Genomic DNA, 14846 nt, shown 5'->3' with positions numbered 1-14846 from the left:
AAGCACCCAGTAGGTTAGTCCGAAAGACGAGAAAACTCTTACTTTCTCTCGAAATTTTTGCTAGACAAAAAGCTAGTATAACTAAGATCGACCAATATTTTAAAGGATAAGAAAAAAAACCCGTAATAAGTACGGATAACACTGAAAGAAAATATGCAGGATTTTTTCTAGAGATCTTGCCTAAATAACATAAAATAACCAATGCTAGTAACAGTGACAAAAGTCCATGTTCATAAATCGCAAGCAAATATTCGTTAAGTGGATGATTAATATTATCTGCTAATTCACTGAAAAGGCTATCGGAGTTATCTTTAATATAGATTGCCTGACCAACCATATATTTCGACCTAAAGGCGCCATAACCTTCACCGAATGTAAATCGTCAGCAAAAAGTGGACATGATAATTTAGAATCTTAAGGAGTGTTTTCATCAAAAAAGATTAGATTTAATTATGGGAACACCGAAGAAAAAGAGTACGGAATCATTTGTCAAGGACATTCGCAGGCAGACGCGCAGGATGTTTACAGCCGAGCAGAAGATTTTGATCGTGATGGAGGGGCTTAGAGCAGAGATTTCCGTTGCAGAACTTTGCAGAAAGCACAGCATAGCCCAATCCCAGTTCTACGCTTGGAACAAAGAGTTTATGGAAGCAGGAAAGAAGCGTTTGAACGGCGATGTGGTTAGAGAAGCCACGAGTGATGAAGTATCGGAACTCAAGAAAGAGAACGCCCGCTTGAAAGAGATGGTAGCCGATCTGGTATTGCGTTACGATATCGTAAAAAAAAGTTTGGACATGCTGGATTAATCCATAAATACCGAAAATATATGAGATTATCAGCAGCAGAAAAATACGAGATCATACAAACGGTTACCACCAGTGCAATTGGTGTAAAGCGTACCCTTGAAAGCTTCGGCATCCAAAGGAGTACATTCTACAAATGGTATCAGAACTATCTCAAGAACGGTTATGACGGCTTGAAACAAGGTTGCAGAGCATCTAGAAGACAATGGAACAGCATTCCCGAAGAACAAAAAGACCTGGTGGTTGAAATTGCTCTGGAACACACCGAGTTATCTTCCCGGGAACTGGCGCACAAGATCACGGATGAACAGGGCGTTTTTATTTCAGAATCCAGTGTTTACAGGATTTTGAAGCAAAGGGATCTAATCCCAGCTCCGAATCATATTCTTATCTCGGCAGCTAATGAGTTCAAGGACAAAACCCAATTCGTGCACCAGATGTGGCAGACCGACTTTACCTATTTCAAGATTGTGGGTTGGGGATGGTATTATCTGAGCACGGTTCTGGATGATTACAGCCGCTATATCATCCACTGGGAGCTTTGCGATTCAATGAATGCAGAGGATGTGAAGAGAACGGTAAATACAGCCATTGAAAAAGCAAAATTAAAGTCGAAAGCAAAACCGAAATTGCTGTCCGATAACGGCCCTTGTTATATCTCCAGCGAGTTAAAAACATATCTAAAAGAGGATATGAAGATGAAACAGGTTCACGGCAGACCAATGCATCCCCAAACACAGGGGAAAATTGAACGATATCACAGAACGATGAAAAACGTAGTGAAATTAAACCATTTTTACCATCCCCAAGAGCTTGTCGAAGCCCTGGGAAACTTTGTGGACAACTATAACAACAGGCGTTATCACGAATCGCTGCAAAACTTAACACCTGCAGATGTCTATTGTGGACGTTCTGAAAGAATTTTGGAAAAAAGAAAACAGGTGAAAATCGATTCTTTGAACAAAAGAAGAAAATTGTATAATCAACAAAAATTAATAAATTTATAACTTGAAACTCTCCTTAAGGTTTGAACCTAATATGTCTAATTTAGTTTGAAGACGTACACTTAGCGATGACCAGACCTGTACAATACGTATACTTGTTCTTAAATGGTTCCTCCAGGGGTATATCATATATGTATACCGTATCTGCATTAAACCTTTCTTTAACATCTTTACCAATAATAGTGGTGACATACGTGTTGAAGTCGATTGAGGTTGTATCATATACCGGAGTAACAATCATTGGAACAGAATTTTTCGACTTTGTTGGGGGAGTTATATAATCTGGATAACCCAAAGCAGCCTTTATCTCCCGCACAATTTGACCAGTATAAGACAGATATTTAGCTTCCGCTTTTGGATTACCTTGTAAATCCCATGGCCATGCCCAGGCAGAAGAAGGATATTGAATGATACAATTCCCATCTGGAGTTTGGAAAACAGGGCCATACATCGCGCCGACACCTCTATCGTCCCGAATCGGTTGGACGACAAAATATTCCTGTAAATCAACCAGCTCCTTCGAAGGTTTACATTCTATTCCATCGTTCTCAAAGATATAGTTGCTGTACGCTTCAAACGTTTTTTCATATGGAATATTCTCCTGCGCCCATAAGGAGAAGGAAAACACCGATAAAATGAGATAGATAAGTGTTTGCTTCATTTTGCAGTTCTTTTATAAAGTTTGACGATCATCCATACAATCAAGACAACAATTGATAACAACACAAAAAGTGATAGTAATGTCCATAAAGTCAATCCTAAAGCTGGTTCCATCTTCCTATATTAGTTTATAATTTATTGTTAAGCTGAAAAACAAACTTAACGACTATATTTCAGGTTTCCATGCTACAAATTTTGACATATAAACTATCCGCCCCATTCCATCGCAATTTTTTTAATCCTATCGACTGTAGAAGACTGTACTTTCACCGGTTTTTCGATAATAAGGCTTGCTATCTCCGTTGCTTTTTTAACTTCTCCGGTACTTTCATAAGTCGTCAATAAACCGTATAACGGCACAAAGCGAGTTGGACACATTTCAGATGCCAACCGATAATGAAACTCTGCTTCTTTATATTTTTCCAATTGTTGATAATTGTGCGCCATGATAAGCTGTAAGTCATAATCTGCCCACATGTCACTCACGAGTTTTGCAATATCTAGACTTAGCATATATTCTTGCTGATGATTCATTTCTGCGGCATAATTGAAAAGAAACAGATGGTTTTCTTTTAACTTTGGGAAAAGCATCTCATACCGTTCTTTGATATTGTCGATACCTGCGTGCAAGGCAGCATTAATCGTCTGCGTCCACGCCTGTTTATATCGCATATCTCGATAAATGGTTGTACATATCATCAGCGTGGCAATACCACTCAATAGGGCACATACCCGTTGTTTGCGACGAGATAAATGAAACATATCCTTTAAACCGATCAAAAGAATACTAACACTTAACAACAACAGCCACCATATATAAGGGTATAATAATGGGTACGAGAATAGGGCAAGCACCGCGATTCCAATGAGCGTTTGCACCGCAAATAAGGTTAGCGGTGATTTATTTCTTCGGTACAGCCGAACAATTCCATAGATACAAACTATTAAAACTAAAAGCCCCAATAACCCGAAATTAACCAATAACAGGATATATTCGTTGAACGGTCTGCTGACATTGCCCGCCAGCATGGCGTATGGACTATCCGGAAATTGACGAAAATAAGCAGCTTGGTAGTACATATAATTCTCTCTAAATCCACCAAAACCGAAACCTGTCCACGGTTTGTCCATAATCATATTCCACGAGCAATTCCAAATAAGCAGTCTTCCATCAGCAGAGTCTTTTTTTAGCAAGTACAGAAAACAAATAAAACCGAGAAGAATTCCCGTCAGTATGAAAATCTGCTTGGTCTTAATTGATATGGAAAAATAGTGTAAAATATAGAGCATGCCCAAAACGACGAGGCAAAAAACTCCGGTTCTTGAACCGGATAAAATCACGGCAAGGATGATCAATAGTCCAACGACAATACTTAACCTGTTGCCCCACTTGTTAGGCTGTGACCAATGGTAATAACAAGTAGGGAAACCGGCAGACAAACAGATGGCGAAACCAGCCGGATTATCAAAACTACCCGTGACACGGAATATGCCATTGGCCGTTAAGATGCCAAAAAACTGCAATATCCCTTGAATAGCTAAAATGCCTGATGCTATTACCATCCACCACAGCGAAATCTTTATAATATTACTAAAAAAGATAGTCGTTGTTGTATAGCATATGCTTCTTATACAACAAACGACTATCAATATGGCAGTAGTAAAAACAGCCAGATACCATTTCGGCGTGACCGCATAATTCAAAAATGTCTTCGATTCCAGAAACAATGTCCCAAAACATAATATCCCCAAAAGGGTAAGCATCAGAAACTGTATCGAAAGGAACCTAAACATTACTTATTGTTTATCCTCCTTCACCACCAGTTTATCCCAGATATAATACCACTGTTCCTCTCCCTCGAAATTGAAGGCCTTAGTAATTCGATATTTCTTACCAGTTTTATAAATACTATGAAATGGCAATAAAAAAGAAATACTATGTTCTGATTGATGCTTAGGTCTAAGAGGTATCTGAATCAAATGAGTCACGCGTGGAAGAACAAGCGTATCTCCCTTAAAAAAATGACTCTTTTCATAAACTAGCTGTTCCCAACCCCTGTCTTCAATAAATTCTTCTTCATCGAAGTCTTCACCAAATTCAATCAACTTCGGACTATTATTGATCACTTCATACCGTATAATGGTTGGAGTAGTGTCCAAAGGCAAATATAAGGTATCCAAGATTTTTATGACGACATCATCGTGCTTATAGGCTATTGTGTCTATATTTTTTTGTCCCAAACCAATGATTGGGAGCATAAGGAGAGACATATATAATAATATTAATTTCATATTCTGCTGATTAGTAAAAGGAAAAAATGTTCTTTAAGAAAATTAAAATGATTCTAACAATTCTATTTGTACTGATATCAGTTTATCGTAACCCCCAAAGCATCTTGTATCTTAGAGGCTTTACTATAAATACAAAGATTAGTTTGACCTGGTTCTGAACCCTTTCCCTTGATTACCCCTAATACGCCACCAGCTCTCACAAACACTCCTCCTCCGCTATCTCCATTCGTTAACGTAGATCCACTATCAAATGCGAATGCAGACATATTCGTTAAACCATTCGACGATACATTTGTATACCAAATCTCTCCGTAAGCGGTATTGTTATAACCACGAGCAACGACTTTAACGCCGACAGCTTCTGTTCCAATTGAACCACCAGCGCTGGCGTTGACTTCAAAATCACTGTCCGTGATTTCACAAAACGCAGCGTCTACTGATCCAGAGTTCTGAAAATTCACTAATTTGGCAAAGACATCTCCATCATATTTTACAGATTCTCCTTCTTCCCAGGCTGCATGCCCGGTTGTGATAAATCCTTCTTCACTATCCAAACTTGCACGAATCCCTAACGAAAACCCTTGACCGCTGCTATTCGCCACAATCTCTGCCCCGCTCTGTAAACTGGTAGAAGCCAATTCGTCAAAACTGCCATGTTTATCCTGAAAAACAACACAAGAGGCATCTGCTATTAAATTCCGCAGCCGTACCTCATACCCTTTGTCCAACTGCTTCACATCCACGATGACGCGGTTAGCTTGCTCATCGATAGCAAAAAAATCGATATTTTTGGCGATTGCCCCGTCCGGGTGCTCTTTGATATGCGCATTCATTCTTTCCATAACATCTTTTAATGTATTCAGCGGATACTGAGTTGCTTTCAATCTGGTATTGCTATCGTTTACATAGTGACTGAACGAACGGGCGTTAGTACTACTATCGGTAACACAGATAACCAATTTACCATCCCCGTCAATATAAGCTCCTCCATAAGATTCCGGATAAATTTTATCCGTTTGTGCGCGTTTTCCTTTGCCACTTTTCGCTTTAAGCGGCACATCATCAAATGAATCAAGCAACTGCCTGTACTGGCTTAAAGCCTGCTCCTGGTTTTTCATAAATTGCTCGGAATAATGTGATTCCACATTATCAGCACCGGAAAAACCGTCCAAAAAATTATCTGAGCAGGAGAACTGCATCACGATAAATCCGATTCCTGTTAAAATAGTTGTTACTCTTCTTTTCATTTTAGTTTGTTTTTAAAAGTTAACATGTTATTCATTTTAAAAGGCCTAAAACCTCACCACATTCCTGTCCCGGTCTGCCTTGATCTTTTCCTCCAGATTCTTTAATAACTCCGGTCGGTTGTCGATTATATCCCGCTTGGCAAACTCGTTCTTTTTGCTCCTTTCGATACCGATCCATTCATCAGATAGCCGCAGGCGAAGCCTATAACCCAATAAGTCCTTCAGAACCGCGATACTATCGGCAGACTGAACCAAACCGTGTTCATTTAATTTTTCCCAATCCTTTTTACTGTCCTCTTCTGCACTTTTTCGGTTTCGGATCAAGAGATAATGATCAATCTGCAGGGGGGTCAACACCTTTACAAGTTCCGTCTTTTCGAACTCCCACCTATCAAATCTTTCCCTGCTGTCATCTGTTTTGAGGTATCTTGATCTAAACTCCCCCTCCTGTACTTTTCTGTACATTGAAACAAGGGAATTGATCTGTTCGCCGGAAAGATCAAGACTATCGCGATGGTGCAGAATGTTCAACGGCCAGGACCAAGGGTGCAGGTTCCGGTGCCCATCGTACAGGATCGTTATATCCGGCTGCAGGCAGGCAATCGAATCACGGAACCGGTCATGCAGGATGTTCTCCTTCATAGCACGGTAATAAGCCAGTCCGCCAGTCCGTTCATATTCGTAGGGATATAGCAGCCGGTATATCCTTGCACTATCCCCGTTCGCTATCAGATCCGCTTCCTGAAGTTTACCGATAATATCTGCCACCCTCTGTGCCGCATGTACCTCGGCAGACCGATAAAAGTGTCCGCGGTACTGCGTATCGGAGAGGACACGCCGCAGGCATTCGTTCTCGGCACTGTCGATATTGTAGCCACCCGCTCGCCTTGCCATCTCATTCTGTTTTACCTCGTCCAATATCGCCGTTACCTGACCCGTTGTTAACCCCAGGCTTTCCTTCTGTTCGCTGACCAGCTTCCTCAGTTTGAACGACAGCGGATAGTCCCGCAATCCCTTGTCCTCATAAAGCGAGAGAATATAACGGTTAAAGTCCTCTCCTCCGAGAATATCGCCGATCTCTTCATAGTCGATCTTATAGTAGGCCGAAAAAACGTCCGGTCCCTCTCCTTTGTCCTTTGCCTCATTTGCCAGCCGGTCTTTCTCCATAAAATAGATCGCCAGTTTCTCCTGCTCCCCGCGGATAAGTCCGGCGCGGGAGGCAATATCGTAGACCTGCGCGACAATGGCCGCCGGATAGGCTTCCATAACACCTCTATCCATCACCATTCCCGTGCGCCCCTTAGCCAAGTACCATGCACCGCTTATACCCACCAGCAGCAATAGAATTATATAGCTGTATTTTTTCTTCATATCCATTTTTTTCACCACCAATGTCGTGTCCCGTCGTCCGTTATCATAAACGGCCGCTCCTTGCGTTCCGAATACTCGGGCACCAATAATAGCAAAGCATTGCGCGGTACGTCCTTAAATTGCAGTACCCGCCCGTTTTCGGGAGCGGTCTTCTCGCCCAATGACCGCCACTCGATGTCCCAGTAAAATAGTTCATAGCGTTTCCCCGGGCGGAAAATAAGGTAGCTCTCCTGCTCATGTATCTCGATTGTACGCTTCCGAAGCGTATCGGGTTCCAAAAGCAGCTCATGATTGAAACCGTTCACTTTCGGATGCCCCACCGGGAGCAGCATACCGTTTTCGTAGCGCGCGGGCATTACCACTGTGCCTCTGGGCATATCGGTAAAAGTAGTCTTGCCGCCGTCCGCCCTGCCCCACCACATCGGGTGCCAGCGTCCGCCGCTGAACATACAGGCATAGACGATAGATGTATCCTGTTGTCCACTGAACAATTCCATCTGCATATCGCGGACAGGCCAGTATTCGCGGGTAACGTCAAGATGATTTTTTGTCCGTAGAAAATTCGGGGGGATACGTTCTTCCCGTTCCAGGATAGCTAGCGCATGAGGTTGTGCAGAATAGGTCTGCCGGATAACCTTTGCCGGCTCACGTGGCAGTTCGTGGTCGACTACCGCTCCGGTCGTCACATCAAGGTGTACCGGCTCCATATCCGCATCAAAGACCGTGTTCATAAAATGCGCACCGACGGAGGTTGCCCATAACGGTACGAAGTCGTACGCCACGGGGATTCCCTGCGAGCGGAAAGCAAAGACCTCCAAGGCCGCCACATCCTCACATGCTCCTTTCTCCCTGAACAACAGGTGCTTCGGTCCCAACCGGGGGAGAGGCTCATCCCGGGTTTCCTTGCCGAATGTAAAGGTGAACCAGTGACTATAGTCGATACCGGCATACGCCAATACCGTTTTCAGCGGTTTGTGCCTCAAGCTGTCACCCATCCAGCGGTACCGTTCATTATAAGCTTCCCGCCACTGCTGTAACGGTTCGATAGTTGCGCGGTAGGGCAGAACGTATTCACAGAAATCCTTAAAAGGGATGTCCTTCGCATAGGATGCGCGCCAGGTACGGAAAACATGGTCGATATGGTCTATTAAGTATTTTTCACTAATTTCGGCCAAATCCTTTCGGATTACCCCCTTTTTATATAAGTTCCCTTTTTTCTCTCGAAGTTGCTTCATGGCATCCACGGCACTCGGAAAATCCGGATAAGAAAACTCATCAAAGTCTACCCGTTCCCCATTCCTGTCTTTCCAGTAGTAGTCTGCCGAATAATGGTTGTCCATGTTTTCCAGCAGGAAATACAGAGCCTGTAACTTCAGCGAGTCATCACCGTTCTGGAAATGGACGATCGCTTTTTCAAGTTCCTGCAGGTTATCGCCTGCCTGCTCCAATGCTAATAAAACGGTCGCCGGCACTTCGTTTACCCGTATCTGCCTGTTACAGGCGGTTAGGACAAACGCCGGAAGAATAAAAATCAATATATGTCGTAAAAACCTCAAACGGAATTTTTTATAATGTAGTAAGTTATTTCCCTTCATAGTCTCCTTTAGGAAAAGGGGACGTTGCAAATGTGGTGCTTATTTTTACGGATTGTGAGGGGTATATCCGTATAAAAGGGGGGGGTACAAACACCTTTATTTATTCTGTTTCAATAAAAATAAATAGAATTCGTTGTTTTGGTTCGCCCATTATGTCGCAAGCTTGCAGCTCGTGACTTCAATAAAAATGGCAAGTTGCAAACGTGCGATATACCGAAAACTGACAGAAAAACAACCTTTAACGATGACGATGTTTTGATAATTTTCCAAAGAATGAATATGAGCAGGGAATAGATTAATTAAAAACAGAATATAGTATTAGCACAACAAGCAATACAGAATAAAAGTAGAAAAAGCGATTTAGGTATACATCAGCTTTTGTCTTCATGATTAACCACCCAATAATACCCGATAAAAGGAACCAAAGCTACAATCATCACGTGCGTCAGTCTTGTCCAATGGCTTATACTGTTTCGGGGCAAGATATTACCAACACAATATCTTATCGCCAAATAGGCGTGTATTATAAAGAGAATATTTATTATCATCATCTCTTTTCCACCTACATTAATAAAAGCAATATTCATAATAATAAAATTTGATACAATTGGTTTTCTATTGCACTGTAGAAGTGGATGGCAAAACATTTATACTCGACAATGTTCCCCACTTAGCACCGGATCCTTCCTGTCCATCCAGAATCGCGCTTCCGTATTTTACACCTAATTCATAAGCAAAATTGACATGCCCATCCTTTCCTTCTTTGAAAGAGACTATGTTTGATTTTCCTGTGGCTTCCCAAAAAGGCATACTATTAAATTTATTGTCGTAGGAGTAATCTTTAATAGATAGTTTATCACCATCTTTCTTTCGCCTTACTTTTATCGTGGTTGACGTCTGCGCGAGTGTCGAACCTATCGGTGATTTTATAGCCAGAGCCTCTCCAAATATATAGTCATCTCCAGGCATGACGTCTGACGGCTGAAGGGCAACATCGCCTCCCCTTGACTTTGTCACGATAAAAATATTGGAGAGAATATCATCATAGATAAAAGTATCCAACGTTTCGGATACGACACAGTAACTGTGAAAAGTACTATCCTGATATTTCCATTCCAATCGAACCAAATGTAGTCCAAGGTCAACTTCCAAGGAATCATAGTAGTTAACAATATCAGCCTTTATAGCTCTATAAAATTTTGCTCCGCGCCATTTTTCCCGTATTTTCTGAATGACGGGAACTCCGTTTTTGTCACTTCTGCCAATGATACTGACCGGCATCTCTTTGAATTCTTCCAAAGTAGGGTACTCCCCCGCTTCAACCGCTGTAAAAGAAACCAAACTTAAATCGCTCGAATCCAACACCCCTTTGTACCCGCCCTGCCGTATAAAATCCAGCTGAGCCTCCCACGACTCGAATCCGGCTTTTAGATTAGCAGCAAGTGAAAACGTCTCCTCGGTATCTTGTTTTCGGGTCATTTCGCCCTTTGACCCGTTATATCCCTTAGTGGAGTTTTGTGCCATTACCGAGAAACCTGCTAGAATTGCTAAACATATAACAGTGAAAGAAAAGAGTTTTTTATGTTGTATCATTTGGTCTTTGTAATTTATTTGGTGTTTATAATTTGTTGTTAAGCTAAAAACAAACTTAACGACTATATTTCAAGTTTCCATGCTACAAATTTTGACATCGAAATAAGTTTATGGGCCTTGAATTAGTGTTGTGTTTGTAATATTTTACAACTATTCTAACATTTGCTTAACCTGTTCTTCTATATTCTTGCGCAAAGCTTCCTCGTTCGGACGATCCGGTTCCTCCATTTTCGCAATGTCGGCATTTAAACGCACAAGATCTTTTTTGTAAAGCTGAAATATCTCTTCCGAGATTCCAATTTCTGATCCGGAGGGAACACTACAAACTAGTTTGCCTCCCTCGACCTTCACTTGATTATAAAATCGATATATCAGAACGCGAAAATCGACAATATGATTTTCGTCGACGGTTTTTTCACCTATTAAATATGCTTCTATTTCTGGGAGATCATCGACTTTTATATCCACAAACTGATTCTCCTTTATCTTTTTGCGTACTTTTTCACTGATGACCGAATCACCTAATCCGCTTCCAAATGTCGTCGGGAAAATTTTAGGCAGTTCGTTATATCCATCATTCACCTTTATAAGCTCACTGGTCTGCGTTTTACCAATCCTACTGTTCAGTGTAAAAATTTCGAATAAATAAATTAGGGCAATTATTACCAACAAACTCAATAATATTATTACTATCTTTCTCATAAATGTTCTTACTTTTAATGTTGGTGAAAGGTTAGCTGTCCGACCCTGCTTTGAAAATATATAGTCACTTTAGTACAACGACTATGCAAAGATGTCGTGTTCATTTGAATATTATAAGGGGTGTATTCGTAAAAAGACAGGGGTATAATAACATATCATTGTTTTAGTTTGGATATTAAAACACATATAAGCAATTTGGTAAATCAACGAGAATAATTCGAGAATCAAAACCAAAATAGAACACTAAAACAAAACAACGTGACAAATCTAAACGATCTCCATATCGAATCGGATATACTAGGCATCTTTGATAACACCCTAAACGCTTTTACCAAAAATCGGCTGATCGATATACTTTCTGCTCCACTCGAAAGCGTAGAAGAAATAAATAGACGCCAACAAATATTAAAAGCATTCCTAGCTAACAAAAAGTTATTAGAACGATACTATTATAATAGGCTGGATTTCCATGATATCCAAACGCTTTTGACATCGTCTGACGATACAAAGATTAACCTACGTTTTAAAGCAGCCCTTTTCTTTCATAACGACAGGCGAAATGCTACCAAAGGTATTTACATTCAGCTTATCATATTCCTGCAGCAACAGTATACGCTCCTATCAAATTTTGTCGACTTTTCCTTGTTTCCTTCTGCGTACAAACAAGAACTAGACACCTTAGAAAGGTATTTCCTAAACTTTGAACTGGATTTTTTCAGTAATCTCATACGGGAGAAGAAATTCAAAATTCATCATCTTATAATACTGAAAAAGAAAATAAATGCATTGCAACAAACCGGGGAAACCGAAGAATTCTTTGAACGCTTATTTACATTTGAGTCGTTACTATCAATAAGTCAATCTATCCATAAGCAGGATTTCATCTTTCCCAACGTAGGTGACTATGTATTTTCGATCAATGGCGTTTACCACCCATTATTAACCAACCCCATTCGTAATAACATCACCCTAGACAAGCAAGTTGCCTTGATTACGGGGTCTAACATGGCTGGAAAATCTACTTTCTTAAAATCGATCGGAATATGCGTCTATTTAGGACATTTAGGTGTCGCGATTCCAGCAGAAGAAGCCGAATTTCCGTTTTTCCAAGATATCTACGTGTATATCAATCATACAGACGATTTACAACGAGGTTACAGCCATTTTATAAATGAAATTAAAAGCCTTAAAGAAGCGGTTCAGGCTGCTTCGGAAGGCTCCCCCGTTTTTGCAATTTTTGACGAAATATTTAAAGGAACCAATATGAACGATGCGCTGGATATTACCCGAACCACTGTGCAAGGGCTTGCCCGGTTCAGCAAGTCGATGTTCTTCATATCGACACATATGGATGAGTTAAAGGACATGGAGCCGACCAGCTTTAGTTCTTATTTTTTAGACTGTAAAGTTGAGAATGGGATTCCTGCATTTAGCTATCGGCTAAACGAGGGGTGGTCCAGCGTTCAGATTGGTAAGTTGTTATTTAAAAATGAAGGACTTTACGATATGCTACAAAAAAATAAGGGCTGACACATCTGCCAGCCCTTACCATTTACCGCCTTCGACGACGGCGATCCAATAATCTACTCACCAAATAGCTCACCATCGCACCTACCGCAGCGAGTACAGCGGTATGCAACATATTGCCCCAATCGAAACTGTTCCATACCGAACAAATTGTACCACCAATCGTCGCAAATTGTACATTAGTCATCATGCGCATTGCTTCCCTCCTTTCCTTTTGTTTGAGGAGAATTTTCTTCTTCCTTTTCCAATACCGTCTCGATAATACCTAGGCCAACGGCGATATATTTCAATACGTTTAATGCCTTTCCCGGCAATTTTATCGGCGCCAGCAATACCACCTGTACCGCTTGGCTAATTTTTTTAATTATTTTTTTCATGTTTTTATACCTTGTAATTCATCACTTATAACTACATACACCTCTCTTTTTTCCATCATAGCTGCCAACCGCTGATACAACGACATATACGCTTTCTTTGACTTCCGGATTTCGTACTCATCCCAATCCTTAAAGTACTTCATCGTCTTGCCTACCAAAAGACATCCTGACGTATCGGAGAAATTGTTGCCCATGTGGATATAGATGTAGGAGAAATTCGGAACATCCATCAGCTGGATCATCCCCTTATGAAAATCGGGGAATAGACGTTTGTATTGCCCGTTCATCCCACCATAACGCCGGAATGCCAGTTTGTAACGACCTGCCGGAATCGCTGTACTTCCCGGTATTTTCTCATCACGTACAGAATCCTCCAGCACATAGCAGATAAATTCACCATCGATATAGAGTTCAGACAGGGTACTGTTTTTCCCCTGCCTGATACGTTTTACGTGTATTTCCAACAAACTGTAAACTTATCTAGCTATTAATGATACCGGTTCGCTCCAGTCACCGGTTCCTTTGCCGTTACGCGCACGTACGCGGGCATAGACCCGTTCGCCGGGCGTCAGGTCCCGGATATAGTTCAACCGTGAGTCTGTGGTCCGCACAATATCCCCCCACTCCGGCAATCCATCCTCGTTCAGACTAGTCGCATAGCAATACTCGTATTCCCACGCTGACCGCAGCGAGGCGAAAGTATAGCGCATCTCGCCACTCACGTTGCCGTCCAGCAAGCGGGCGTTTCCCGGAATCCCCGGAATCTTGGAAGATTTCGGTTCTGGAACGATCTCAAAGCCTGAGCTTGCCAGCATTTCCCGATCACCATCGGCAACCGTATTCACGTAGAAAGCCATTTCTTTCATCGCCCGGGCTACCGCCGCTTTCGCATTGTCCCGTGCTTCTTTCTCCAAACGGCTACCGCCGTTGCTGGCAACCTGGTGTTTCTGTCGGTAGTCGCTTACCAATGCATCGTAGTCTTCCATTGAAGGACGCGGATCCGGAAAATTAGTATTTCCTGTCATAGCCCCCAACGTGCGTCCTGCGAGCGTGGCCAAGGAGTCGTCTCCCCATTTTTCATAAGCGATATATACTGTTGCTTTTCTCATTTTTATTGTTTTTAGTGTTAATGATATTTATTTGTTCGCTGGGAGCCCTTGGCTCCATGTTCACCCTTTTTCGGCGGTCCTCTCGGACGGTTTTCTATCGTTTGCATGCCCAAAAATGGCATCAGAAACATGGCTGAACGAGTAAACAAACAACGCCTAACAACAAACTACAAGACCTCACAAAAAACAACAGAACCTAACACAGTTGTAGGAACCGCCAACGGATGTAAACGAACTCAAAACTGGAACCTGCTACCTAACATGGATGAACTCCCGAATAGAAACGATCAGCTTCTATACAGAAGAAAAATGTTTCTGGAAAATAATTGGATACTTCTGGCCAGCAATAACTAACGTCCACATGAAAGTAAAGCACATCCGACAGATCCTACGAACATCAGGAAAGAACGTAGGGGGAGCCACGCGGAAGCAACTTACCGCTATGTCATAGCTCGCAACTTTGACATAGCGTACAGGTATCTCCATATAGAAATAAACTATCCCCTTGCCGTATCTACCCACTTCGGACCAGTAATAAGCAAAAGCTGGTCACAAGTATGCCTATA

14 protein-coding genes are annotated in these 14846 nt (G+C 41.7%); 2 read left to right on the top strand and 12 right to left on the bottom strand.

Annotated features, from left to right (window positions below; translation table 11 throughout):
• Positions 1 to 452 precede the first annotated feature (452 nt).
• Positions 453 to 1810 (top strand): IS3 family transposase gene (locus tag LKO28_RS12585; RefSeq protein WP_373407983.1). Its coding sequence is split into 2 segments (ribosomal slippage): positions 453 to 768 and positions 768 to 1810, totalling 1359 coding nucleotides; the frame shifts between segments, so codons are not numbered across the junction.
• A 40-nt stretch (positions 1811 to 1850) separates the two neighbouring features.
• Here the strand turns inward: LKO28_RS12585 and LKO28_RS12580 are convergent.
• The 8 genes from LKO28_RS12580 to LKO28_RS12545 all read right to left on the bottom strand — a co-directional run bounded on the left by LKO28_RS12580 (position 1851) and on the right by LKO28_RS12545 (position 11267).
• On the bottom strand, positions 1851 to 2468 hold the full coding sequence (locus LKO28_RS12580; RefSeq protein WP_227695264.1) for a hypothetical protein: 618 nt from the start codon (positions 2466 to 2468) through the stop codon (positions 1851 to 1853).
• Between the two features lie 206 nt (positions 2469 to 2674).
• Entirely contained in the window at positions 2675 to 4030 is a 1356-nt protein-coding gene (locus tag LKO28_RS12575; protein WP_227695263.1) for an O-antigen ligase family protein, read from the bottom strand.
• 234 nt (positions 4031 to 4264) lie between these two features.
• Entirely contained in the window at positions 4265 to 4759 is a 495-nt protein-coding gene (locus LKO28_RS12570) for a hypothetical protein (protein WP_227695262.1), read from the bottom strand.
• A 77-nt stretch (positions 4760 to 4836) separates the two neighbouring features.
• The gene (locus LKO28_RS12565) at positions 4837 to 6006 is read right to left on the bottom strand and encodes a hypothetical protein (protein ID WP_227695260.1); all 1170 of its coding nucleotides are present in this window, start codon (positions 6004 to 6006) and stop codon (positions 4837 to 4839) included.
• A 45-nt stretch (positions 6007 to 6051) separates the two neighbouring features.
• Positions 6052 to 7377, bottom strand: coding sequence for a hypothetical protein (locus LKO28_RS12560; RefSeq protein ID WP_227695258.1), 1326 nt, complete (start codon positions 7375 to 7377; stop codon positions 6052 to 6054).
• Between the two features lie 11 nt (positions 7378 to 7388).
• A complete protein-coding gene (locus LKO28_RS12555; protein WP_227695256.1) occupies positions 7389 to 8933 on the bottom strand; it encodes a hypothetical protein in 1545 nt (514 codons plus the stop codon).
• A 654-nt stretch (positions 8934 to 9587) separates the two neighbouring features.
• Positions 9588 to 10565: a hypothetical protein gene (locus LKO28_RS12550; RefSeq protein ID WP_227695254.1), complete on the bottom strand. Its 978-nt coding sequence runs from the start codon at positions 10563 to 10565 to the stop codon at positions 9588 to 9590.
• 150 nt (positions 10566 to 10715) lie between these two features.
• Positions 10716 to 11267 carry a hypothetical protein gene (locus LKO28_RS12545; protein ID WP_227695252.1) on the bottom strand — a complete coding sequence of 184 codons (552 nt, stop codon included), beginning with the start codon at positions 11265 to 11267 and terminating at the stop codon, positions 10716 to 10718.
• 258 nt (positions 11268 to 11525) lie between these two features.
• Here LKO28_RS12545 and LKO28_RS15535 point away from each other — a divergent pair, with 258 nt between their 5' ends.
• Positions 11526 to 12797, top strand: coding sequence for a MutS-related protein (locus LKO28_RS15535; protein ID WP_227695250.1), 1272 nt, complete (start codon positions 11526 to 11528; stop codon positions 12795 to 12797).
• A gap of 22 nt (positions 12798 to 12819) precedes the next feature.
• Here the strand turns inward: LKO28_RS15535 and LKO28_RS12535 are convergent, their stop codons facing one another.
• The 4 genes from LKO28_RS12535 to LKO28_RS12520 are packed head-to-tail and all read right to left on the bottom strand — an operon-like array spanning position 12820 to position 14280.
• The gene (locus LKO28_RS12535; RefSeq protein WP_227695248.1) at positions 12820 to 12984 is read right to left on the bottom strand and encodes a hypothetical protein; all 165 of its coding nucleotides are present in this window, start codon (positions 12982 to 12984) and stop codon (positions 12820 to 12822) included.
• Positions 12974 to 13171 carry a hypothetical protein gene (locus LKO28_RS12530; protein WP_227695246.1) on the bottom strand — a complete coding sequence of 66 codons (198 nt, stop codon included), beginning with the start codon at positions 13169 to 13171 and terminating at the stop codon, positions 12974 to 12976. The genes LKO28_RS12535 and LKO28_RS12530 overlap by 11 nt, the downstream gene beginning before the upstream one ends.
• Positions 13168 to 13635 (bottom strand): DUF5675 family protein, encoded by a 468-nt coding sequence (locus LKO28_RS12525; protein WP_227695245.1) that lies wholly within the window; start codon positions 13633 to 13635, stop codon positions 13168 to 13170. The genes LKO28_RS12530 and LKO28_RS12525 overlap by 4 nt, the downstream gene beginning before the upstream one ends.
• Positions 13636 to 13647: 12 nt before the next feature.
• Entirely contained in the window at positions 13648 to 14280 is a 633-nt protein-coding gene (locus LKO28_RS12520) for a fibronectin type III domain-containing protein (protein ID WP_227695243.1), read from the bottom strand.
• Between the last annotated feature and the right edge of the window lie 566 nt (positions 14281 to 14846).

The organism is Sphingobacterium sp. FBM7-1 (genome assembly GCF_020687765.1).
GTDB lineage: Bacteria > Bacteroidota > Bacteroidia > Sphingobacteriales > Sphingobacteriaceae > Sphingobacterium.
This window is presented reverse-complemented; position numbering and strand designations above follow the sequence as displayed.